21 protein-coding genes are annotated in these 22,721 nt (G+C 55.2%); 13 read left to right on the forward strand and 8 right to left on the reverse strand.

Annotated elements, in window-relative coordinates; all coding sequences use genetic code 11:
- The first annotated feature begins 179 nt into the window (after positions 1–179).
- Both eat and BFP92_RS03980 read left to right on the forward strand, forming a co-directional pair.
- The gene (eat, locus tag BFP92_RS03975; RefSeq protein WP_065911944.1) at positions 180–1,544 is read left to right on the forward strand and encodes an ethanolamine permease; all 1,365 of its coding nucleotides are present in this window, start codon (positions 180–182) and stop codon (positions 1,542–1,544) included.
- A gap of 111 nt (positions 1,545–1,655) precedes the next feature.
- A complete protein-coding gene (locus BFP92_RS03980; protein ID WP_065911946.1) occupies positions 1,656–1,823 on the forward strand; it encodes a DUF2897 family protein in 168 nt (55 codons plus the stop codon).
- Between the two features lie 6 nt (positions 1,824–1,829).
- On the opposite strand, the gene BFP92_RS03985 is transcribed toward BFP92_RS03980, so the two are convergent.
- Both BFP92_RS03985 and BFP92_RS03990 read right to left on the reverse strand, forming a co-directional pair.
- The gene (locus BFP92_RS03985) at positions 1,830–2,678 is read right to left on the reverse strand and encodes an urea carboxylase-associated family protein (RefSeq protein ID WP_065911947.1); all 849 of its coding nucleotides are present in this window, start codon (positions 2,676–2,678) and stop codon (positions 1,830–1,832) included.
- 15 nt (positions 2,679–2,693) lie between these two features.
- A complete protein-coding gene (locus tag BFP92_RS03990; RefSeq protein WP_065911948.1) occupies positions 2,694–3,338 on the reverse strand; it encodes a GntR family transcriptional regulator in 645 nt (214 codons plus the stop codon).
- A 134-nt stretch (positions 3,339–3,472) separates the two neighbouring features.
- Here BFP92_RS03990 and BFP92_RS03995 point away from each other — a divergent pair, with 134 nt between their 5' ends.
- Positions 3,473–4,051 (forward strand): TetR/AcrR family transcriptional regulator, encoded by a 579-nt coding sequence (locus tag BFP92_RS03995; protein ID WP_056857215.1) that lies wholly within the window; start codon positions 3,473–3,475, stop codon positions 4,049–4,051.
- A gap of 27 nt (positions 4,052–4,078) precedes the next feature.
- Here the strand turns inward: BFP92_RS03995 and BFP92_RS04000 are convergent, their stop codons facing one another.
- Positions 4,079–4,411, reverse strand: a complete 333-nt coding sequence (locus BFP92_RS04000) for a ComEA family DNA-binding protein (protein WP_058422818.1) — start codon at positions 4,409–4,411, stop codon at positions 4,079–4,081.
- Positions 4,412–4,522: 111 nt separating this feature from the next.
- Positions 4,523–6,517, reverse strand: coding sequence for a polysaccharide biosynthesis protein (locus BFP92_RS04005; RefSeq protein WP_065911985.1), 1,995 nt, complete (start codon positions 6,515–6,517; stop codon positions 4,523–4,525).
- Positions 6,518–7,703: 1,186 nt separating this feature from the next.
- Here BFP92_RS04005 and wecB point away from each other — a divergent pair.
- The 10 genes from wecB (at position 7,704) to BFP92_RS04055 (ending at position 20,279) form a co-directional block, all read left to right on the forward strand.
- The gene (gene wecB, locus BFP92_RS04010; protein WP_065911949.1) at positions 7,704–8,843 is read left to right on the forward strand and encodes a non-hydrolyzing UDP-N-acetylglucosamine 2-epimerase; all 1,140 of its coding nucleotides are present in this window, start codon (positions 7,704–7,706) and stop codon (positions 8,841–8,843) included.
- A complete protein-coding gene (gene wecC / locus BFP92_RS04015; RefSeq protein ID WP_065911957.1) occupies positions 8,840–10,105 on the forward strand; it encodes a UDP-N-acetyl-D-mannosamine dehydrogenase in 1,266 nt (421 codons plus the stop codon). The genes wecB and wecC overlap by 4 nt, the downstream gene beginning before the upstream one ends.
- Positions 10,106–10,240: 135 nt before the next feature.
- Complete coding sequence (locus tag BFP92_RS04020) at positions 10,241–11,485, forward strand: hypothetical protein (RefSeq protein WP_065911958.1); 1,245 nt, start codon at positions 10,241–10,243, stop codon at positions 11,483–11,485.
- Between the two features lie 2 nt (positions 11,486–11,487).
- A complete protein-coding gene (locus tag BFP92_RS04025; protein ID WP_056857221.1) occupies positions 11,488–11,949 on the forward strand; it encodes a serine O-acetyltransferase in 462 nt (153 codons plus the stop codon).
- 16 nt (positions 11,950–11,965) lie between these two features.
- A complete protein-coding gene (locus BFP92_RS04030; RefSeq protein WP_065911959.1) occupies positions 11,966–13,588 on the forward strand; it encodes an O-antigen ligase family protein in 1,623 nt (540 codons plus the stop codon).
- Positions 13,588–15,429: an asparagine synthase (glutamine-hydrolyzing) gene (gene asnB / locus BFP92_RS04035; RefSeq protein WP_065911961.1), complete on the forward strand. Its 1,842-nt coding sequence runs from the start codon at positions 13,588–13,590 to the stop codon at positions 15,427–15,429. Before BFP92_RS04030 ends, asnB begins: the two co-directional genes overlap by 1 nt.
- A 60-nt stretch (positions 15,430–15,489) precedes the next feature.
- Positions 15,490–17,118, forward strand: a complete 1,629-nt coding sequence (locus tag BFP92_RS04040; RefSeq protein WP_065911966.1) for a heparinase II/III family protein — start codon at positions 15,490–15,492, stop codon at positions 17,116–17,118.
- Positions 17,119–17,125: 7 nt separating this feature from the next.
- Entirely contained in the window at positions 17,126–18,304 is a 1,179-nt protein-coding gene (locus tag BFP92_RS04045) for a glycosyltransferase family 4 protein (RefSeq protein ID WP_065911971.1), read from the forward strand.
- A gap of 2 nt (positions 18,305–18,306) precedes the next feature.
- Positions 18,307–19,266 carry a UDP-glucose 4-epimerase family protein gene (locus tag BFP92_RS04050; protein ID WP_065911973.1) on the forward strand — a complete coding sequence of 320 codons (960 nt, stop codon included), beginning with the start codon at positions 18,307–18,309 and terminating at the stop codon, positions 19,264–19,266.
- Positions 19,263–20,279 (forward strand): MraY family glycosyltransferase, encoded by a 1,017-nt coding sequence (locus BFP92_RS04055; protein ID WP_065911974.1) that lies wholly within the window; start codon positions 19,263–19,265, stop codon positions 20,277–20,279. Before BFP92_RS04050 ends, BFP92_RS04055 begins: the two co-directional genes overlap by 4 nt.
- A gap of 60 nt (positions 20,280–20,339) precedes the next feature.
- Here the strand turns inward: BFP92_RS04055 and BFP92_RS04060 are convergent, their stop codons facing one another.
- The 4 genes from BFP92_RS04060 to BFP92_RS04075 all read right to left on the reverse strand — a co-directional run bounded on the left by BFP92_RS04060 (position 20,340) and on the right by BFP92_RS04075 (position 22,668).
- Complete coding sequence (locus BFP92_RS04060) at positions 20,340–20,567, reverse strand: LapA family protein (RefSeq protein WP_065911987.1); 228 nt, start codon at positions 20,565–20,567, stop codon at positions 20,340–20,342.
- Between the two features lie 19 nt (positions 20,568–20,586).
- Positions 20,587–20,880, reverse strand: a complete 294-nt coding sequence (ihfB, locus tag BFP92_RS04065) for an integration host factor subunit beta (RefSeq protein WP_003172657.1) — start codon at positions 20,878–20,880, stop codon at positions 20,587–20,589.
- Positions 20,881–21,012: 132 nt separating this feature from the next.
- Positions 21,013–21,297 (reverse strand): hypothetical protein, encoded by a 285-nt coding sequence (locus BFP92_RS04070; protein ID WP_065911975.1) that lies wholly within the window; start codon positions 21,295–21,297, stop codon positions 21,013–21,015.
- A 148-nt stretch (positions 21,298–21,445) separates the two neighbouring features.
- Positions 21,446–22,668 (reverse strand): IS3 family transposase gene (locus tag BFP92_RS04075; RefSeq protein WP_122527355.1). Its coding sequence is split into 2 segments (ribosomal slippage): positions 21,446–22,317 and positions 22,317–22,668, totalling 1,224 coding nucleotides; the frame shifts between segments, so codons are not numbered across the junction.
- Positions 22,669–22,721: the final 53 nt, after the last annotated feature.

Consider the following 22,721-nt stretch of genomic DNA (forward strand, 5'->3'; position numbering starts at 1 on the left):
TGCTCGCGAAAGCGTCAGGCCGGGCACCGCCGCTTTATTCTGGTGCACCAAATGAAGCATTCAAACGCAAAACCGTTCCCCTCACGACACTGTCTGCGCTTTACGACACGCTTCTATGGGCTGGCATGGCCACTGCAACACCCAGTAATCATTCCAAACCGTTCAGGGAGCGCCACACGATGAACACACAACTCAAACCCACCTTGGGCACCCTGCATTTATGGGGCATTGCCGTCGGGCTGGTGATTTCCGGCGAATACTTCGGCTGGAGCTATGGCTGGGGCGTGGCCGGTACGCTGGGTTTTCTGGTGACCTCGTTGATGGTCGCCGCCATGTACACCTGCTTTATATTCAGTTTTACCGAACTGACCACCGCGATTCCTCACGCGGGCGGGCCGTTTGCCTACAGCCGTCGCGCCTTCGGCGAAAAAGGCGGCTTGATCGCGGGCCTGGCGACATTGATCGAATTTGTCTTCGCACCGCCCGCGATTGCCTTGGCCATCGGCGCTTACCTGAACGTGCAGTTCCCGGCACTCGACCCGAAGCACGCCGCCGTGGGGGCCTACATCGTGTTCATGGGCCTGAATATCCTCGGAGTGAAGCTCGCCGCGACCTTTGAGCTGGTGGTGTGCGTACTCGCCGTCGCTGAATTGCTGGTATTTATGGGCGTGGTTGCGCCGGCGTTCAGCTTCAGCAACTTCGCCCTGAACGGCTGGGCGGGTTCCGACACCTTCGGCGCGCCGGCGATTGCCGGGATGTTTGCGGCCATTCCTTTCGCCATCTGGTTCTTCCTCGCCATCGAAGGCGCAGCCATGGCGGCTGAAGAAGCGAAAGACCCCAAGCGCACCATTCCAAAAGCCTATATCAGCGGCATCCTGACCTTGGTGATCCTGGCCATGGGCGTGATGTTCTTCGCCGGTGGCGTGGGCGACTGGCGCACCCTGTCGAACATCAACGACCCGTTGCCGCAGGCGATGAAAAGCGTGGTGGGCACCGGCTCCGGCTGGCTGCACATGTTGGTGTGGATCGGCCTGTTTGGCCTGGTAGCGAGCTTTCACGGCATCATCCTTGGCTATTCGCGCCAGTTCTTTGCCCTGGCCCGCGCCGGTTACTTGCCGCCGTTCCTGGCCAAACTCTCGCGTTTTCAGACACCGCACCGGGCAATCATCGCCGGCGGTGTGGTCGGTATCGCTGCGATCTACAGCGATGGCCTGATCAACCTGGGTGGCATGACGCTGACCGCAGCGATGATCACGATGGCGGTGTTCGGCGCCATCGTGATGTACATCATGAGCATGCTCAGCCTGTTCAAGCTGCGTAAGACCGAACCGCTGCTGGAGCGCACATTCCGCGCGCCGGGTTATCCGATCGTGCCCGCTATTGCGCTGGTACTGGCGCTGGTGTGCCTGGTGGCCATGGCCTGGTTCAATGCGCTGATCGGCCTGATATTTCTGGGCTTTATGCTGGCGGGGTTCATCTACTTCCAACTGACCGCCCAAGACCGCGCCGATGCACCGGCCGACGCGATGTTGACCGGGCTCTAGGGTTAACGAGGCGGAACAGGCCTACAATGAACTACTCAGAAAGCCTGTGACTCAAAGCCGTTATTAGCGTGGGAACATCCTCCGACGCTGGTCCGCCTCAAGGAGAGCCTTATGCCGTGGTATGCGTGGTTGATTTTAGTGGTAGCGATCGGGTCGATCGTCGGTGGGCTGCTGATGCTGCGTGACAGCGCCAACAAGGTGGAACTCACCGACGACCAACGCAAACGCGTGGCCGAGCGCAACGCCCAGGCGGACGCCAAGGACGCACAGGACCGCTGAAGCGGGTTACTCCCAGTCTGCCTTGGCAATATGCAAGCCGTGCTGCCCCTTGTAGGCAGCACGCTCAGGCTGGCTCCAGCCGTTGAGCAACGCCTCCTCCAAACGATAGATCTCTACGCCCAGCGGGCGGCACACGGTCAAAGGGTCTTGTGCGTCCGGCCCCCACATCGGTAGCGACAGGTCCCCTCCCGGGCATGTCGACAAGGCGCAGAGCAAATCAATCTCGGCAAAAAACTCCAGGTAATCGCCCTTCTGCGCCGGGCAGGCTTTCATGAAGTACATGTCGTCATGATTAAGGCCGGTGCACTGGAAAATATTCAGCACGTCGTGCACATCAAATTCAGTCAAGCCATGGGGCAGCACGGCGCGGGTCAAGTTGGAATGGCAGTGGTGGTGGAAGTCTTCGCCGGTGAGCATGCGGTTCACATATGGGTCACAGCGGGTGCCGAGCAAATCGTGCAGGCGTCCGCCGTGTTCATCGATGCCATAGCTCGCCAGGCTGTCATCGGTGATGGTCACCAGGGGGCGCAGGAACGGCAGGTTCGACCACAACCGGTCATGGGTGCTGACATGGGCGCCCTGCAACTGCCGCGTGCGTGCCGCCCATAGGCGTTCGCGCGGGTCATTGGCGTTCCACACGTTAAAATCGCCGACCTGCGGGCCTACCGGCGTCGTCACGCGAAACACATGCCCAGCCGGCACTTTCCACGCCCTGCCCGTGCGAATCGGTACTTCAAACTGCTCGATCAAGGTACGTTTATCCCCCTGGTCGCGAATACGCGCGTAGAAGGCGGTGTCCACTTGCAGCGCCGAGCCTTTGCTGACCTGATAGGCGGCCGGATAGTCTTTGTACATGGGTGCAATCCTCCATCAAGGGTAATCAAACAGCGCCAGGGACAGGCGTTCGGAATCGTGCAGGTAAAGGCTCATCGCCTCCTGCGCAGCCGATTTATTGCCGTTTGCCAGCAAGGTGTAGATCTCACGATCACGCTCCAGCCAGGGCGACTGGAAGCGTTGTTCATCGGGCGCCGCGCAAAACACCAGGCGCAATTGAGCGATCACTTGGGCGAAGAACTCGTCGAATAATGGGCTGCGCATCAACCCGACAATGTGCTGGTGGAACACCAGGCTGTGAGTGGCCACGGCGCGCCAATCTTCACGCTCGCGCGCCAGCGTGGTGGCTTCGATGGCATGTTGCATGCGCACGTCATGGTCGCCCGCCAGCGTGCCGCTCTGGGCGATGGCCTGCAGTTCAAGGGTACGGCGTACCACGAACAGGTCACGCACTTCATCGCGTGCCACGCGCCGGACCATCACGCCTTTGTTGCGCACATAGCGGGTGAGCCCCTCCTGCCCCAAGCGGTGTAACGCTTCGCGAATGGTATTGCGCGAGGCGTTATAGCGTTTGACCAGGTCCACTTCGACCAGCGCCATCCCCGGTAACAGCCGCCCACCCATGATGTCGGCGCGCAGCTCAAGGGCAATCTGATCGGCTAAAGACAAACTGAGCGTCATCACCGCGCCTCGATTGTTGAACAATGTCTGAGCCAGATGTAATCACTTTTCATGCCAGGCCCGCTCAAGGCTGTCGCTATGGGTAAAAAGGATTTAACTTCGTTAAAATGCGCACTCGTTCCAGAGGCCGCCCTATGCGTTATTCAACCGATCACAAAGCTCAGACTCACCAGCGCATCATCAAGGAAGCCTCCGTACGGTTTCGCCGCGACGGTATTGGCGCCACTGGCCTGCAGCCCTTGATGAAAGCGTTGAACCTGACACACGGCGGGTTCTATGCGCATTTCAAGTCCAAGAATGAGCTGGTGGACAAGGCCCTGTTGGCCGCCGCTGCGGAACTCGATGCCCATTGCGCAACGTTGTTCAGCCAGGAACGGCCACTGGATGCGTTTATCGACAGCTACCTGTCGCCATGGCACCAGACCTCGCCGGGTGAAGGCTGCCCGCTGCCCACGATGTCGTCGGAGTTGGGCCTGCGAGGGCAACATAGCCCGGTAACGGATGCGGTACTTGAAGCCAGGCTGACCCAGATCGACTCGGCATTGGAGCACCCGAAGGGTGACCACGAGAGCCTGGTACTGATGTCGACGTTGGTGGGCGCCCTGGTGCTGGCCAGAAGCGTCGAAAGCCAGGAAATGGCAGCCCGCATCATGGAGGTGGTAAGCGGGTGTTTGAAAGAACAGGTCTCGGACAAACAGAAGGCCGGTCAGTGACCGGCCTTCTGTCCAGGGCTCACACCCTTAGTTGATCGCCAGCCTGTCGCGGTTTTTCTCCAGCAACGCCTTGCCGATGCCTTTGACTTCCAGCAACTCGTCGACCGCCGTGAAAGGCCCGTTACTGTCACGATAGGCGATGATCGCCTTGGCCTTGGCGGCGCCAATCCCGAACAGGTCGCGGCGCAGAACTTCAGCGTCGGCGGTGTTGAGATTGACCTTGGTGGATTGCTCGACGTTGGCCATTTGAGCCGTGATAGGCGCTGGGGCTTCGGCTTTGATGGAAGGGGCTGCGGTGGTTGCTACGGAGAGGCTGGTGAGGACGGCAAAGATCAGGGAAGAGATATAGGCATTTTGCATTGGTGACACTCCATGACATCGGTAAAAGAAAAGCAGCTTTCCAAAAGCTGCTTTTCTAACTTAGGCGATGTGGCGAGAGAGTCAAAAACGGGTGAGTAACAGGGTGTTAACTCACGGCTCCAAACGGCGCTGCTGGTAGATCCAATCGACGATTTCGCCGTCGGGCGAGTAGCCACTGACTGTTTCGCGCAGGATCTGACGCACGCGGGTGTAGTCGTCCTCACTCACCGCGCCCAGCAATTCGCTCAGTTTGCTTTTGAGTACGTCCCACGCCAGGTGGTCCTCGTTGGCGCTCATAATCATCGGGTGCTGGGTAGCGACGACGTTGTTGCCGATCAGCAATTCCTCGTAAAGCTTTTCGCCTGGGCGCAATCCGGTGAACTCGATCGCGATATCCCCGTGAGGGTTTTTATCCGTGCGCACGCTCAGCCCGGATAAATGAATCATCTTTTCCGCAAGCTCTACAATTTTTACGGGTTCACCCATGTCCAGAACGAACACGTCCCCGCCTTGCCCCATGGAACCGGCCTGGATCACCAGCTGGGCCGCTTCGGGTATGGTCATGAAATAACGCGTAATTTTTGGGTGTGTGACGGTCAACGGACCGCCTGCCTTGATCTGCCGGTGAAACAGCGGAATCACTGAGCCGGAAGAACCCAGAACATTGCCGAACCTGACCATCGTGAAGCGTGTTTTGTTGACGCGCGCCACGCCAGACTTGTCGCCAAACATCACCGGTGCTTTTTCAACGCTCAGGGCTTGCAGGGCTAATTCTGCAAGGCGCTTGGTACTCCCCATCACATTGGTGGGTCGAACAGCCTTGTCGGTGGAAATCAGCACAAAGTTCACCACGCCGGCCTTCAAGGCTGCCTGGGCGGTATTCAAAGTACCGATGATGTTATTCAGGACACCTTCGGCGATGTTGTGCTCGACAATCGGCACATGTTTATAGGCAGCCGCATGATAAACCGTGTCGACGTGCCAGCTTTTCATGACATCAAGTAATTTATTTTCGTCGCGTACCGACCCCAGGATAGGCAATAACTTAATGGGCATCGACTCATGCGCAACGCGGTGCTCAAGTTCGGACAGGATACTGTAGAGGTTGAATTCGCTGTGTTCGAACAAGAGTAAGGTCTTGGGTTTCTGCGTCAAAATCTGCCGGCATAGCTCAGACCCAATCGATCCCCCTGCTCCAGTGACCAGGACAGACTGGCCCACGATACAACGTGCAAGCAGGTCTTCCTGGGCTGGCACTGCATCACGCCCCAACAAGTCGGCAATATCGACTTCTTGAATATCGTCGACCTTGACGCGACCACTGGCCAGGTCCATAAAATCAGGCACGCTGCGCACATGCAGCGGAAAACGCTCAAGGTTAGAGAGAATCTCACGCCTGCGCCCGCGGCCCGCAGAAGGCACTGCAAGCAATATCTGCTGAGCGCCCGTCGTGTCGATCATCTGCTGAATATGCTTGGGCTTGAACACCTGCAGCCCGGAGATGACACGACCTGCGATACTCCCGTCGTCATCGATAAAGGCGACCGGCCGCATGACACGCCCCATGCGCAACGCAGCGACCAATTGATTACCCGCCGAGCCGGCTCCGTAAATGGCAACTTTCGTTAATCCATCATCACGATTGGTAAAGGGAACATGCTGCGCTGCAGAGAACCAATCGCCCATGAAGTACTGGCGCATCGCTAGTCTCAATCCGCCCACGGTCACCAGGCACAACCACCAATAATTGAAAATAACCGAGCGTGGAACAACGTATTGATGGTTGCTGTAAAGATAGACAGCCAAGCCGAGAACAAGTGAAGAAAGGCTCACCGCTTTGATAATAGTAATAAGTGCATCGTTACCAAAGTAACGCATGACGGCGCGGTACATGCCAAAGCGAACAAACAGGGGAATGGCGATCACCGGAGCGCTCAAGAACAGCCATAAGTATCGCTGGATCGGCTGTTCCATCTCGGCAATCCCAAGTCGTACGACGAAGGCCATCCATAATGAAATCCACACCAGTACAATATCGACAAGCACCTGAAGAATGCGCTTGTGGCGGCGCGGGAGATTTAATAAAAAAACTCTCATCTTATCCATGCCCTTCTCCAACACTTTTCCACGCTCCTAGAATCAAAACCGTGCCCGCGAATAGACGAAAATAGCGATCCATAATGAATAACCAGCACTGAACAAAAATCGTACAAGCACGGCAACCGCATCAAAATCTCCCTTCAGAAAAATCGCACTCCTTTGACGACCTTTCCCTGGGTTAATAACCCCTATTCTGTACTGAAAACACCACGGCGTTACCCGACACCTACAGTAAACACCATAGATCGGATGATACCCTTGTTGTGTGGGAAATCCTTTGAAATCCTTTGTCCGTCCCAAAAAAACCAAGGCGAGTGAGCGTTGGCCCCCACGAAACCGAGGGGTTCGAGCGCTCACCAACAAAAAATGGCGAACACCTGACAAGCTGCTAGGCTTGGCCCGAGACGTTGAGTTGCAGTCGCATCATTAGCTAGCATAGCAACAGTCCCGTATAGCAAAATGTAACAAAAGTGGTCACCTTTAAAACAATGCAAGAGAGGCTGATATCACTGTCTATGTTCACCATAAGGCATAGCTGGATTCTAAGTCCCGCCCTCTAGAACGTCCGGCAAAGGCCCTTGGAGAGCCAAGTCGAACAGCTGTTCCATTCCAGTCTTGGAAAAAAAACGCCTAAAGAGGCTATACTCGGCAACGCGTTCACCTGTGCCACTACAGCGGAAAGCATTGTAGGAAAAGTCCGTAAGAATCCGCCATGACAAAAATAACCGGATCAACAGCACTTGATGGTTGACCTTAATGATAAAAATGCTAATCAGCCATCATGTTTTAAAGAAACCAAACAGCCCCAACGCGAGCAAATTGTGTCTTGGAGCCGAATGACAAGGATACTTTAGAGTATGCGCACTACTTGCTGAGTGACCATCGCAGGTGTACATACGCACTGCCAAACTGGACGAAAGGAGGCCGCCCGAGAATCGTCACTAGACCCAGGCATATGGCTTGGAATTCTCACGAACCTCAACACACGGGCATGCAAATGCCGGCGAGTGGAATTCCAGAAAATAACGCATGCACAACTCTCAGATGTCATGTTCCCACTATCTGATTGTGCTGTCCCGCGGCCCTGTGCCCTGGCATAGCGTGTGCAAAAACGTATCACAACTGACGGCACCTAATCCGCGGATTATGACGTAAGCGTGCATTGATTTTTACTTTAAGTAGCGGTGTTGCGATGACTTTAAGAACCCTGTGTGTATTCGGCACACGACCTGAAGCAATCAAAATGGCTCCCTTGGCGTTGAGCCTTGCAGCCGATGAGCGCTTCAATGCCAAGGTCTGCGTGACTGGACAGCACCGAGAAATGCTCGACCAGGTGCTCAATCTCTTTGAAATCAAGCCTGATTTCGATTTGAACATCATGAAGTCCGGCCAGGATCTGACCGATGTCACGAGTGCCATCTTGCAGGGAATGAAAACTGTCTTCGCAACATTCAAACCGGATATCGTCCTGGTCCATGGCGACACAGCGACGACGTTCGCCACCACATTGGCCGCTTACTATCACCAAATTCCCGTGGCTCACGTCGAAGCCGGCCTGCGCACCGGAAATCTCTATTCTCCGTGGCCTGAAGAGGCAAACCGCAAGCTGACTGGCGCTCTTGCGGCATTGCACTTCGCGCCGACTGAAACGTCCAGGCAGAACTTGCTGAGAGAGGGGGTCGCAAGCCAAAGCGTCCATGTGACCGGCAACACTGTCATTGACGCATTGCTGGATGTGGTGGGCCGAATCAAGACCCGTCCGGCCCTGCAGCAGCAATTTCACCAGCAGTTCTCATTCCTGGGTGATTGCCGGCGAGTGATCCTGGTCACGGGGCATCGCCGCGAGAGTTTCGGCGGCGGCTTTGAGAATATCTGCCAGGCCTTGATCACTATCGCCAGGGAGTTTCCCGATGTCGAGATTGTGTACCCCGTTCACCTGAATCCGAATGTACGCGAGCCAGTCAATCGATTGCTCAGCGACATCCAGAATATCCATCTGATTGAACCCCTGGATTATCTGCCCTTCGTGTATTTGATGGATCGGTCTTATCTGATTTTGAGTGATTCAGGTGGCATTCAGGAAGAAGCCCCTTCTTTAGGCAAACCTGTGCTGGTGATGCGTGACACCACTGAGCGTCCAGAGGCGGTCGACGCAGGCACAGTAAAACTTGTCGGCACCGAAATTGAGGCCATTACCTCTAACTTGAGAGTCCTGCTGACGGATGTTGAAGCCTATGGCCAGATGAGCTTCGCTCATAACCCCTATGGTGACGGAAAAGCATCCGCACGAATTCTCGATGCACTTTCACGAATTAAAAAGGCCAATTCATGAGCTTTGAAACTGTTTCTGTAGTCGGCCTCGGCTATATCGGGCTTCCAACGGCAGCCGTTTTCGCTGCACGCAAGAAAAAAGTCATCGGCGTCGACGTAAACCCGAACACAGTGGCAACCATCAACCGCGGCGAAATCCATATTATTGAACCGGATCTGGACATCGTCGTGCGCGCCGCCGTCACCGAAGGGTATTTGCGAGCAACTGTAACCGCAGAGCCGGCCGACGCCTTCCTGATTGCCGTCCCGACCCCCTTCAAGGGCGATCACGAACCTGATCTTTCCTACATCGAATCAGCCAGTCGAGCCATTGCCCCCGTCCTGAAAAAAGGGGATTTGGTCGTGCTGGAATCAACCTCTCCAGTGGGCGCTACCGAGCAAATATCTGCATGGCTGGCCGAAGCCCGTCCGGACCTGACCTTCCCGCAAACCCATGGCGCAGCGTCAGACATCTGCATAGCGCATTGCCCGGAGCGCGTGCTGCCGGGTCATGTTCTGCGCGAGCTGATTGAAAACGATCGCATCATCGGCGGGCTTACCAGCAAATGTTCAGAGGCTGCGCGGTCTCTGTATAAAACATTCGTTGAGGGTGAATGCATCATCACCGACGCCCGCACTGCCGAAATGTGCAAACTCACAGAAAACAGCTTTCGCGACGTGAATATCGCGTTTGCCAATGAATTGTCGATGATCTGCGACGAACTCAACATCAATGTATGGGAGCTGATCCGCCTCGCGAATCACCACCCTCGCGTTAATATCCTGCAACCTGGCCCCGGTGTGGGCGGCCACTGCATCGCTGTCGACCCCTGGTTCATTGTCAGCAAAACACCCGCCCGGGCGCGCCTGATCCGCACCGCAAGGGAAGTCAATGACAGCAAGCCAAAGTGGGTATTGGAGCAGGTTCAACTGGCCATCGGTCAATTCCTGCAGGAACACCCGTCGAAAACGGCCAAGGACGTCACGGTTGCCTGCCTCGGGCTGGCCTTCAAGCCGGACATCGACGACTTGCGTGAGAGCCCATCTGTGGAGATCACCGCGCACATTGCCCAGTCCCATCCCGGTACTGTGCTGGCGGTTGAACCGAACATCGCGCACTTACCGGCTCGCCTTGAAGGTATTGCAACGCTGAGCGGAATCGATCAGGCGCTGTCATCTGCGCAGGTGATTGTCCTGCTGGTCGATCACAGCGCATTCAAGAAGATCCCGGGCTCACGCCTGTCCTCGCTCAAAGTCATCGACACACGCGGTGTGTGGGCTTGATAACGCCTGATAAATCCCGCCTGGAAACCGACGCAAGCCGTTAGTATTGCGTCGGTTTCCGAGCACCGCGTTGGGCATGTTTGTTAAATGATCATGCCATTGCATTTGTCATGATGAGGTTCAAGAGGTTCTGGCATGGTCAACCTATTGATCCAGGTGCTGACACTGATAAGTGGCCTGGTTGTTAACTTTGTGATTCCCGGACTTTACGGATTGGAAGCGTATGGCGCATTCATCAAGGCCAACGTGCTGGTATTTTTATTTCAAAAACTCTTGGATATCGTCAATGAGCAACTGATTGCCACCGTGGAGGCCGAGTACATTCTGGTGACTTCATTATTTATGGCCGTACTGATTTTTGTACTGTTCAGCGCTGTGAACCTGATTGATCACATCGGCAACCCCCTCCTGCTTGGGGTGATGCTTTTAAGCTCGGCATGCCTGTTATCGCTGTTCGGGCTGCGCCTGCAACGCTGGATCGTGGCCTACCTGGTGCTATTTCTTGGCGTGTTTTTCACGCTCCTGTTTATCAGCTACCAACAGCTAGTGCCGCTGACTATCGTCGACATACTGATTCTGACCAACTTGATTCCGTGCGTATTTGCCGTAGCGGTGCTGTTTTTCAAAGGTGCGAAACTGCCGGTCGGCAAACAGCTGTTGCAGACCTGCCAAGGTGTGCTGTTGTTATTACCCAGAATGATATCCATCACCCTGGTGTTCAACCTGTTCACCAACATCTTGCCCTTCATTCTTTCCAAGAGCCTGCCCGTCCGCGACCTTGGATTGTTCAGGGTCATCGTCTCGATCATTCAATCAGCCACCAGCCTGTTCCCCATCAACGTCAGGGCAGTCTTTGTCGCCTTCGTCTCGGGCGGGCAACGTCAAGCGCACTATAGAATCATCACGTCAGTGGCGATTTTCTACTTCGCGTTGGTGGGCTTGTCGGGGTACGCGGCGGTTTGGCTGTTCCCTCAGTACTCGAACTATCTGGTGATGCTGCCCTGCCTGCCAGTGCTGTACTGGGCAGTGGTGACAGAGCGCTATCTGGTCGCCTCCGGCCTGCACCGCAAAGTCATCGTGGCAAACCTGGTCATTGCCCCACTGGCCATAACCAGCATGATTCTATTTGTCAAAGACTTGAACCAGGCGCAGTTGTTCTACGCTATCGGGTTCTCGGCCTATTTGCTGTTCCTGCACATAAGCTGCCGTCCTGGCATTCGCTTGCCGGTGGTTTTTTGGGTCGCGTTACTTTCACCCCTGGCTATCTTTTTGACACACATGAGCTTGGTCTGGGCCGTGCTGTATATGGGCTCGCTCATGATCATCGCAGTGGGAGCACTCCAGCTTCGACCCGCCGATCTTCGCACGCTGAGGTTTTAACCGTGAATGCAGTAAAACTTTATCGAGTTGGAAACTGGCTGCACCGGCATCGAGTGCCGTTATTACCAGGCCTTGTTCGAAATGTGATTTTCCTATTGTTCAACTCTTACATTCCAATCACCGCGACGATCGGAAGGGGCACGATATTCGCCTATGGTGCGATCGGCGTCGTACTGCACGCGAATGCCAAGGTTGGCGACGGCTGCGTGCTGGGCCAAGGCATCACCATCGGCGCCGCTGAGGGCTATGTCACCAGCGAGATCAATCGCTGCCCCGTCATCGGTGACAACTGCTACATAGGGGCCGGGGCAAAAATCATTGGCGACATCGTCATCGGAAACAACTGTCAAATTGGCGCTTCGGCGGTCGTATTGAAAGACGTGCCTGATAATTCAATCGTTGTGGGAATACCCGCAAAAGTGATTGGACAAACAGCCAGCGACTATAAAGCCATACGCCCTTGAACAATGGAGTACCGCAATGAGTCAACCTGTCTGCGTAAAAAATTCTATGGCGATCACGGCAGCAGCGCTCATTGCCATTTTATTTATGCTGGATCCTGGCGTGCTTTTTTACACGGCCATTATCGGCAGCGCTTTACTGGTATTGACGGCCATCCTGTCGCCTTGGCTGGGTTTATTGGCGCTGTTCCCAATGGCCTTTGCTCTTCACCCCGCGCCCACTTCGTTGGGCGCCCAGGAAATAGCGTTTGCCGCCCTGCTGATGGCGGTATTTCTCAGCGCGTTGATCAAATTGCTCCGTACTCTGGGTTTCAAATCGGTCCTGCGTCTGTTCGCCGCCCCCTTGCTAATAGGCCTGGGGTTTCTAGTGCTGAACCTGGTTGTAGCGATGTACCACCATGTTCCGATGGCTGATTGGATCAGAGGGGTGGTGCCCTTTCTGTTTATCTATGCACTGATCCCGATCTGCGCATTGGTAGGCCGCGAAGAAAATAACAATCGTTGGCTCGGCGCTTCGGTGGGAACCCTGATTTTACTGACCGCAGGCTACATCGTTTTCTATTACTTCTATCACGGCTTGTGGCAGCCGTACTGGACCCTTCAGGTCAACGGGGAGATGGTAAAAATCCCTTATGAAGAAGCGCTGCGCAACGTTAACGCACAGGGCCCCATGCGTGATCGCATCACCATGGTGCTGGCGCAAGCAACAGACGCGATCCTGCCGCTGGGCATGGTGCTCGGGTATGTCGTCGGCACGTTGACGCCTGACCGAAGGGTTGCATGGATCAGTGGCCTGATATCGCTGCTTTGCACGGCCGCAGTGCTGATCACATTCACACGAAGCATGCTGATCAGTGCGCTTCTGGTCATTGGCTTGTTCGCGCTCTATACCTTTTTCGCGCACAAGCATTTACGGCTGAAAGTAGTATCCGGCATTGTCATTCAAGCGCTGTTTAGCCTTGTGTTTATTTTTGCCACCGGCATGCAAGACGTATGGCTGGGGCGCATGAACTCCCTGGCGAATACGGCACTGCCTATCGCAACCTCTTCCATTGCGTCCATGGGAGAGAATCGCACGCAACCTGACGCTGCGGCGCCAGTAGTCTCGGAGTCCAAGCCTGCTGCCAACGAGAAGCAGGACTTCAACGTCTCTTCCCGGGTACAGGAATATAAAATCGCCTGGAGCATGTTTCAGGATCACCCCGCGCTGGGTAACGGTATCGGGATCAAACACGAGATGCGCTGGGAGAGACCCGGCGGTGATTCATTCACGGAGTCAGTTGGCTATATCCATAACTGGCCACTGTACATGCTGATGGTCGGCGGCATCCTGGGGCTGCTGATGTACATCACTGTCCTCGGCGCTCCCGTTTTGTATCGGTTCACCACTCTGAAATCCGACCCCGTTCACCTCACAGTGATTCGCACGGCGGTCATAACGCTGGCGATCTACGGGTTGTTCTTCGCGGTGTTTCGCCTGATTTCCTTCAACTTACTGCTCGCAGCAGCTTGGGGCGTAATGCTGGCGCATAAGCATTCAAATCAAATCATGGGTACCGCCTTGCCTGACGGGCATCCAGCGTCACTCTCCAACACCCGGCCGGTAATGGTCGTCAAAGACACCAGGGAGACGTCGGTATAATGTGCGGCCTCAGCTTTTTTGCAGTCAAAGATGGCGTACCCGAGACCCAGGCCCAAATGGAAAAAAGCCTGGCGGTTACACGGCACCGTGGCCCGGATGCATCCGGCACCTATTTCGCCAGTGTCGCGGGCTATCAGGTAGGCCTGGGACACAACAGGCTGAGCATTCTGGATTTGTCACCCACTGGCAGCCAGCCGATGTTTGCCGACAATCATGGTGTAAGCATCGTGTTCAATGGCGAGGTGTTTAACCATCACGAGTTGCGCCGACAACTGATCGAAAAAGGCTATACCTTCAAAGGCACCTCCGATACCGAAGTTATCCTGCAATTGTACGTAGAGTATCAAGAACAGGCCTTTGCACGGCTTGAAGGCATGTTCACATTTGTCATATTGGATGAGCCGCGCAAAAAAACGTTTCTGGTCAGGGACGTCGTTGGCATCAAGCCGGTGTATTGCTACACCGGCACCGACGGCTTCTACGCCTGCTCGGAAATCCGCGGCCTCAAATGTTTCTCGCAGGTAAACACCGACATAGACCCGGATGATGTCTTTGAGTTTTTCAACAACGGCTTTCTTTACGAACCCAACACCGGCTACACATCCATCAAGAAACTGATGCCCGGCAGTTACCTGGCGTTCGACCTGGCAACCGGCAAGACCACAACCCAGCGTTACCAGAGCGCGATGAACTTCAAGACCGAGCAAAGCCTCGCGCAGGATGTGCGCTCTGCCGTGACGCGCCAATTGGAAGCGGACGTACCGGTCGGGGTGTTTTTCAGTGGTGGCGCAGACTCCAGCATCCTGGCAAGTTTCACCGGTGATGCCGACTTATTTTTTGCACAGTACGACGCAACGGACGACGCCACTGTCGATACGAAGTTTTCCGCCAGGATCGCCGAACACCTTGGCAAAAAGCTGGTGGTCACCGAGATTCTCGACTCAAATACGGACCCGTTCGAGTCCATCGACTTCGTCGCGGCCAACACCGAAGAACTGGTATCCGACTATACGTTCTGGGCAACCTACCGCTTGTCCACCGAAGCCAGGAAAAGTGGGTATACCGTCATGCTCAGTGGCATGGGTGGAGATGAGGCGTTTGCAGGTTACCCACGCTACACAGTCCTCAAGCATCACACACTCATCAGGTGGCTGTATCCCGTATTAAGTGCACTGCTAACGCTCAAGTTATTTCCAAAGCGGCTCGATAAAAAGTTTGAACGGTTGGTGTCCTACGCTCAGGAAAGCTATTGGCCGCTGGCGTATTCGCGCATGCTGGGGTACTTCTCCCGCCAAGAGTTGCAGGGCTTTTTTCGTGATTACAGCGAGCTTGAACGACACTACAAGCAACGCCTGTCCGGCGTAATGGATCAGTACACCGGCGCCATTGAAGACAAAGTCAAATGTGCACAGCATTTTGACCAGACAGGCTTCTTGAGCCATAACCTGAGTGTCTCGGACAAGGCCAGTATGCTGGCCAGTATCGAACTGCGCGTCCCCTTGCTGGACGAGCGCGTGGTGGCCAGCGGTCTTGCAACCTCAAGTGCAGATTTGCTTAAAGGCGGAGCGCCAAAGGCCCCACTCAAGAAGCTGCTGAAAAGTCTGCTTCCCGCCTCATTGGTTGATCGTCCCAAAACAGGCTTCAACCCACCTCTGGATGGCATTATCCAACGCATAGGCCAACAACGCCTGCTCACCGAGTTCGAGCGTATTTACACCTACGTAGCCCGAGAGGAAGTGGAAAAGTTAGTGAACAATCATTTTTCAGGCAGTGCAAACAACACCTACAAACTCTGGCAGATGGTGTACTTCGAGCGTTGGCTGAAAATCAATTTCCCTTAACGGGCGTCAGGCAGTACTCACTACTTTAACTTTCAAGTGATTGACCCAAGCAGGACGTTGATGCAACGAATAATCAAGCTCTACCACACCGTTAAAATGCTGCGATTGAAGCAGATCGTTTACCGTCTTTACTATCGCTTCGCTAAAGTCCGGCCTTTTTCGGCGCAAGGCTTTACCCGGCGCCCTGGAGTTGACCTGGCGAAGGCTCCCCATTGGTGTGCCTCGCGCTTCGGTGCCGACGAACAGTTTGAATTCATGGGGCTGACGGCGCCGATTGACTGGCACGATCAGACACGACCGAAAATTTGGCAGTACAACCTGCATTATCTGGATCACCTGGCCTCTTCAGGCGAGGACCGAAGAGACTTCGACAGGCGCCTGGTCAACAGTTGGATAGCAAACAATCCACCCTTCCATGGATGCGGCTGGGAACCGTATACGCTATCTCTGCGCATCGTAAATCTGGTCAAGTGGTTTGAACAACAACCGACCCTGGAACCTCACTGGCTGGACAGCCTGGCGACACAGGCCCACGCGCTGTCCGAACAGATCGAATATCACATTCTCGCCAACCATTTGTTCGTGAATGGCAAGGCGCTGGTGTTTGCCGGGAGCTTTCTGAACGGCGATCGGGCAGACAGCTGGCTGTCCAAGGGGTTAAAGATCCTTGATGAGGAAATCGAGGAGCAGTTTCTTGCGGACGGTGCGCACTTCGAACTGTCCCCCATGTACCACGCGTCTCTTCTTTGGGACATCTGCGACCTGCTGAACCTGGCCACTCACTCCGAGCTGCCGGAACTTAACACTCGCAAAAACCAATGGAAGCAGCAGATTGAGCAAGGCCTGGTCTGGTTGCGCAGCCTCCAGCACCCGGATGGTGGCATTCCATTCTTCAATGACTCGGCATTCGGCATCGCCCCCACACTGCTGGATATAGAGGCCTACGCGTTTGAATTGGGGTGCCGTGCGCGCAATGACACGTCCACCACTACGATTGCAGCTGTACACCAAACTGAAAGTGGCTACGTGGCGATCAATTTTGGCGATCGGTGCAAAGCCTTGTTGAACCTTGCGCAGGTTGCGCCTGATTACCAGCCAGGTCACACCCATGCGGACACCCTGAGCTTCGAACTCAGCCTGTTTGGACAGCGCGTGTTCGTCAACTCCGGCACGTCTCAATACGGCGAAGACGCAGAGCGTCAACGGCAACGCAGCACGGCAGCGCACAACACAATAGAAGTGAACGGTGAAAACTCATCTGAAGTCTGGGCCGGATTCAGGGTCGCACGACGCGCACGCACCACCGTGGGTGAGCTGGAACAAACGGTCGATACCGTACGGGTCAGTGGCAGCCATGACGGCTACCTGCGCCTACCGGGGAAAAACCTGCACGTTCGCGAGTGGGTTGCGATGGTTGGTGAATTACAGGTGATCGATTGCGTATCCGGCACATTCGATCACGCTGTCTCAAGGCTATTTTTACACCCTGATATCCGCACCACTCAACATGGCAACAAGGTAACGATCACCCTGCCCGGCGGTCAGGTCGCTGTCGCGACACTAGAGGGCGCAACCCGGATCAATGTGGTGTCTTCCACATGGCATCCGGAATTCGGCAAGTCTGTTCCCAATCAGTGCATCGTCGCTGAAATGTCGACAGACAAACTGACCACCCGCATAACCTGGTGAGGCTTACGTGAAACTTTTGATTTTGAGCTTTTACTACCAGCCTGATCTGTCAGCCGGTTCATTCCGCACGACGGCACTGGTGGATGCACTTCTGGAACAACTGCCCGCAGACGCCCATATCGAGTTGATCACAACCCTGCCGAATCGCTACAGCTCCTTCAGCAGTCAAGCCCCGGAACTGGAGACGCACCCCAGGCTCACCATCCGCCGAGTGGCCCTGCCTGGCCACAAGAGCGGGATGGTCGATCAAGCAAGAGCGTTTCTGGTGTATGCCAACGCTGCACGCAAGATTGTGCGAAACCAGGACTACGATCTTGTCTATGCGACTTCTTCACGCCTGATGACCGCTACGCTGGGAGCGGTGATCGCACGCACAAAACGAACGCCGCTCTACCTGGACATACGCGATATCTTTGTCGACACCATCAAGGATGTGCTGTCCAAAGAAAAAGTCTGGTTGCTTAAACCCTTATTATCGCTGGTTGAACGCTTTACCATTCACTCGGCGCAAAAGGTCAACCTGGTCTCTGAAGGTTTTCTTCCTTACTTCAAATCACGCTATCCCGATCAGCGCTACTCCACCTATACAAATGGCATCGATGGCGAATTTCTGGATGCGCAACCGGTGGCTGAAGAAAAGGTGCCCAACCCGATTCTGGACATTGTCTATGCGGGAAATATCGGTGAAGGCCAGGGGCTGCACAACATTATCCCCCAACTGGCCAAACAGCTTGAGGGGAAGGTGCGATTCCGAGTGATCGGCGACGGAGGCCGGATCGGGCTGTTAAAACAAGCCCTTGTCACTCACGCCTGTACTAACGTTGAACTCTTGAAACCGGTCAAGCGCGAACAATTGATCGAGGCTTATCAGGCGGCGGATGTGCTTTTTCTGCATTTGAACGACCACGACGCCTTCCGCAAGGTCTTGCCATCGAAAGTGTTTGAATACGCGGCACTGGGCAAACCGATCTGGGCGGGCATCTCGGGTTACGCAGCCGGCTTTGTCTCTGAACATATTGAAAACGCTGCCGTGTTTGCGCCGTGTGACGCTGCCGCAGGGATCCAGTCCTTCGAGACGCTCAATATTAAGACGCGCCCGCGCCATGCCTTCGTCGAGCGTTTCGCACGCGGGCGCATCATGCGCGAAATGGCGAATGATGTTCTTTCACTCACAGGAACTCGTTGATTATGCAAATCCTCCTGACGGGAGCGAGCGGCTTTGTCGGTAGCGGGTTAATCGCGCCACTGCTACAACGCCAGCACTCGATTACCGCTGCTGTACGCGGGCTCAAGGCCGACCTCGATCCGCGCGTCAACCAGCGCCTTATCGGCGGGCTATCCGACGATCAGGATTGGCAGGTGTTGCTCAAGCACCAGGATACGGTGATCCACCTGGCCGCCCGGGTCCATGTCATGAGTGACGCATCCACCGATCCACTTGCCGAATATCGGCGGGTCAACGTCGAAGGCACCCTGAACCTGGCCCGCCAGGCGGCGGCTGCCGGGGTTAAACGCTTTATATTCATCAGCTCGATCAAGGTCAATGGCGAGGGCACGGCGACCGGCGCGCCGTATACGGCTGACGGTCCCACAGCCCCTACCGACCCCTACGGCATCTCCAAACAGGAAGCAGAACAAGGCCTGCGAACACTGGCTTCTGAAACCGGCATGGAGGTGGTGATCATTCGTCCCGTATTGGTTTACGGACCCGGCGTTCAAGCGAACTTCCTGAGCATGATGCGCTGGTTGCATAAAGGCCTGCCCTTGCCCTTCGGGGCCGTGAACAATCGACGCAGCCTGGTTGCCCTGGACAACCTGGTTGATTTGATTGTGACGTGCACCGAGCACCCCGCTGCCGCCAATCAAACCTTCCTGGTCAGTGACGGCGAGGACCTCTCGACCACCGCGCTTTTGCGTCGAATGGGAACGGCACTGAACAAGCCCGCACGCTTGCTACCTGTGCCGAGCTGGTTGCTGCAAACCGGCGCCACGGCGCTGGGTCGCCGGGCACTCGCTCAAAGGCTATGCGGCTCCCTGCAGGTCGATATTGGCAAGACCCGCGAACTGCTGGGCTGGACACCGCCGAGCAGCGTTGACCAGGCACTGAGTAAAACAGGTAAACACTTTTTGGAACGGCAAACTAAATGAATATGTGGTGGCTATTACCGGCTGTGACGATTGTCGCACTCCTTTTAACCGGGGCCTTGCGTCATTACGCCCTGGCGCGAAGCCTGATCGACATCCCGAATGCGCGCAGCTCGCACGTCGTGCCTACGCCCAGGGGCGGCGGTGTCTCGATCGTCGTCAGCTTTTTGTTAGCGCTATTGCTGACCGCCAGCCTTGGCCTGATTGCATGGCCACTCACGTACGCATTGTTGGGCGCCGGTACCGGCATCGCGGTATTGGGCTTTTTAGACGACCATGGTCATATCAGCGCACGTTGGCGCCTGCTAGGGCACTTTATAGCCGCGGCATGGGCACTGTTCTGGATCGGTGGCCTGCCGCCGCTGGTGGTGGCGGGATTCGCCGTCGACTTGAGCTGGATCGGCCATATGCTGGCAGCCGTCTACCTGGTATGGCTGCTGAACTTGTATAACTTCATGGATGGAATTGATGGAATAGCCAGCGTCGAGGCTATTTGCGTCTGTCTTGGCAGTGCGCTGCTCTATTGGCTTACAGGTCACGAGCTGATCGCGTTTACGCCGTTGTTACTGGCGTTTGCAGTCGTTGGCTTCCTGTATTGGAACTTCCCAAAAGCCCGTATTTTCATGGGCGATGCGGGCAGCGGGTTCCTGGGCATCACGCTGGGGGTGTTGTCACTACAGGCGGCCTGGGTCACGCCGCAGCTGCTGTGGAGCTGGCTGATCCTGCTGGGTGTGTTTATCACTGACGCGACATGGACCTTGCTGCGCCGCCTGCTCAGAGGCGACAAAGTCTATGAGGCCCACCGCAGCCACGCCTACCAGTTTGCTTCTCGCCAGTTCGGCAAACATGCGCCTGTCACCCTGGCGGTAGCGGCAATCAACATTGGATGGCTGTTGCCTGTGGCGCTGCTCGTGGGCAACGGCACGGTGGATGGCTTTTTGGGACTGCTGGTGGCCTATCTGCCGCTGATCGCGCTGGCCGTAAAGTTCAGGGCCGGAGAGAAAGAGCCGAATTGAATACGTCCACAGGGGCGGCGATCGCCTCCCCTTCCTGCCGCACATGAACAGTGGCCAGGATCAAACCCGAGTCTTGCGCCGCGCCCTGGCAACCCACGCCATCAGTGGGCCAATAAGCATTCCAACCAGTAAAGCGAGCACTACGAAAACAGAAATTGGCAACTGCGGGGCTGCCCAACTCAGGAACTGCAGGGAAACCGACTGTTGATTTTCCAGCACAAATGCCACGATGCACAGCAGCAGCACCAACACTACCAGCAGTGCAATAACACGCTTGAATCTACTCATGCCGCCTCCCTCACGAGTATCAAACCTCGTCTTCATCCTCATTAACTCGATCGCGCAATTCCTTGCCCGGCTTGAAGTGAGGCACAAACTTGCCGTCAAGGCTGACGGATTGCCCGGTTTTCGGGTTGCGACCTACTCGCGGTGCGCGGTAGTGCAGGGAGAAACTGCCAAAACCACGGATCTCAATGCGGTCCCCGGTAGCCAGGCACTGGGACATCTGTTCAAGCATCGTCTTGATAGCCAGCTCTACATCCTTGGATGAAAGCAGCCCTTGATGGGTGACAATTCGTTCGATCAACTCCGACTTCGTCATATTTTTCCCTTCTTTTTCAAGCAGCTAGGAAAAGCGCTTCGAAGGTTTTAGCATGACTTGGTGAATTTGAACAGCCCACCTGCCAACTTATCTGCAGCATCAACGGATACCCGGAACTCATGCTTGACCCCCTCAATTACAGATCACCAACATGGTACGAGTGACAGCGCCGGCAGGGTTCCAGCCGAACAGATAGTCACCCTCTTCGTCCTTGGCGTCACTGGATCGGGTGATGACCTTGTAGCCCTGCATCTTGCACTCTCGGGCAGCGCGCTTCTCACACTTGTCCCAATTGCTGCCTAGGCCCGAGCAATCGATCTCGATGCCGCTGACGCCGCGTTTGGCGTGGGTTTTGGCATTGGTGGCAGTGCAGCCGGCCAGCAGCACCACTGCGAATAAAACGATAAGCCTGTTCATTCAAATCCTTATTGAAACAACAACACGGCGGAGCATTTGTTAAGAACTATAGTCAGCTCTGACACTGGGCTGCACGCCTTGGTTCTAACTTGTTGATTCAACGAATTTCAGTGTCCAGTCCTGACATAGGTTTACACCTATTTCAGCCTCAAAACGCCCGATGCACCGCATCGGGCGTTTTGTATTTCAGCGATAGATGTGGCCGCTCACTGTTATAGATATGCACGGATTGATCCACCATTCGCGCGGCTTCAGCCGCATCTTTGGGCCGATGCAAGAGAAACTCGGTTTTCAAAATCCCGTTCACTCGTTCGGCCAAAGCATTTTGGTAGCAGTCGTAACCATCGGTCATAGAACACCGGATACCGTGCTTTACATGCAGCCGCTGATAAAGCTCGGAGCAGTATTGGATGCCTCGATCTGAGTGATGAACAAGGTTTTGCTCTGTTTTTCTGCACTTGAGGGCTTTACTGAATGCCTGAATCACAGACTCCGTGTGCAAGCTTTCGTGAACATGATGCCCCACGATCTTCCGAGAGTAGGCGTCAGTCACCAAGCTCAGATAGGCCACGCCCGTTTGAGTGGGCAAGTAGGTGATATCGGCTACCCAAACTTGTTCTGGCGCCGTAGCAACTACCTGTGATGGCCCTTCTTTGAGCAGGTTGGGGTGCCTGTGAAAGCGATGATGACTGTTTGTCGTTTTGTGATAGGCCCGCTTTCGAGGAACCAACTCTCTGCGATCCCGCAAAATGTCGAAAAGGCAGTCTCGACCAACCTTTACCGGGGCTTCGGGCTCGCTATGCATGAGGTTATGAAGCTTTCGGGTTCCAAGCCTAGGTTGTCTGAGGCGCTTTTCGTGCACGAACCCCATAACCTTCTGAGCCTGGAGGGCTCGAGCATTACATGCTCGAATGCGTTTGTAATATGCCTGGCGGGATATCCCGATGAACTGGCAAGCCCGGCTGATACTCAGGTCTTGGACTTTCCTTTGGGAGAGGGCTTGCCGGATCGCTTTTTTACGACAGAGACACCAAAGTCATTCTTGAGTACATCAACAACGGCTTCGAAAAACTGAGCTTTCTGATTGGCTTGAGCGAGTTGCTCTTCAAGCTCTTTGATTCGCTGTTCGGGCGTCAGCGGCTTGTCGGGCTCATCCATGGAACGGGATCTCTTGGTACGAATGGACGCGCTTTGACTCCAGTTCTGTCGACCATGCCTGCGTAGCCAGTTCAACACCGTAGATTTGCCCTGGATGCCGTAGCGCTCTTGAGCCTCTTTATAACTCAACTCGCCTTTTTCGACCTGATCGACGACTGACAATTTAAAGGTCAGCGAGTAGTCACGCTGACTGCGCCTTTTTCCTGAATTCATTACGCCTTCCTGAGATTGGGTCAGAAGGTGTAAACCTTATTCAGGACGGGACA

This window comes from Pseudomonas sp. 58 R 3 (assembly GCF_900006605.1).
GTDB lineage: Bacteria > Pseudomonadota > Gammaproteobacteria > Pseudomonadales > Pseudomonadaceae > Aquipseudomonas > Aquipseudomonas salomonii.

Bases quoted from the DNA above. Each gene is read 5' to 3' on its own strand.
- eat (WP_065911944.1), top strand. From the start codon at position 180: ATGAACACACAACTCAAACCCACCTTGGGCACCCTGCATTTATGGGGC.
- BFP92_RS03980 (WP_065911946.1), top strand. From the start codon at position 1,656: ATGCCGTGGTATGCGTGGTTGATTTTAGTGGTAGCGATCGGGTCGATC.
- BFP92_RS03985 (WP_065911947.1), bottom strand. From the start codon at position 2,678: ATGTACAAAGACTATCCGGCCGCCTATCAGGTCAGCAAAGGCTCGGCG.
- BFP92_RS03990 (WP_065911948.1), bottom strand. From the start codon at position 3,338: ATGACGCTCAGTTTGTCTTTAGCCGATCAGATTGCCCTTGAGCTGCGC.
- BFP92_RS03995 (WP_056857215.1), top strand. From the start codon at position 3,473: ATGCGTTATTCAACCGATCACAAAGCTCAGACTCACCAGCGCATCATC.
- BFP92_RS04000 (WP_058422818.1), bottom strand. From the start codon at position 4,411: ATGCAAAATGCCTATATCTCTTCCCTGATCTTTGCCGTCCTCACCAGC.
- BFP92_RS04005 (WP_065911985.1), bottom strand. From the start codon at position 6,517: ATGGATAAGATGAGAGTTTTTTTATTAAATCTCCCGCGCCGCCACAAG.
- wecB (WP_065911949.1), top strand. From the start codon at position 7,704: ATGACTTTAAGAACCCTGTGTGTATTCGGCACACGACCTGAAGCAATC.
- wecC (WP_065911957.1), top strand. From the start codon at position 8,840: ATGAGCTTTGAAACTGTTTCTGTAGTCGGCCTCGGCTATATCGGGCTT.
- BFP92_RS04020 (WP_065911958.1), top strand. From the start codon at position 10,241: ATGGTCAACCTATTGATCCAGGTGCTGACACTGATAAGTGGCCTGGTT.
- BFP92_RS04030 (WP_065911959.1), top strand. From the start codon at position 11,966: ATGAGTCAACCTGTCTGCGTAAAAAATTCTATGGCGATCACGGCAGCA.
- asnB (WP_065911961.1), top strand. From the start codon at position 13,588: ATGTGCGGCCTCAGCTTTTTTGCAGTCAAAGATGGCGTACCCGAGACC.
- BFP92_RS04040 (WP_065911966.1), top strand. From the start codon at position 15,490: ATGCAACGAATAATCAAGCTCTACCACACCGTTAAAATGCTGCGATTG.
- BFP92_RS04050 (WP_065911973.1), top strand. From the start codon at position 18,307: ATGCAAATCCTCCTGACGGGAGCGAGCGGCTTTGTCGGTAGCGGGTTA.
- BFP92_RS04055 (WP_065911974.1), top strand. From the start codon at position 19,263: ATGAATATGTGGTGGCTATTACCGGCTGTGACGATTGTCGCACTCCTT.
- BFP92_RS04060 (WP_065911987.1), bottom strand. From the start codon at position 20,567: ATGAGTAGATTCAAGCGTGTTATTGCACTGCTGGTAGTGTTGGTGCTG.
- ihfB (WP_003172657.1), bottom strand. From the start codon at position 20,880: ATGACGAAGTCGGAGTTGATCGAACGAATTGTCACCCATCAAGGGCTG.
- BFP92_RS04070 (WP_065911975.1), bottom strand. From the start codon at position 21,297: ATGAACAGGCTTATCGTTTTATTCGCAGTGGTGCTGCTGGCCGGCTGC.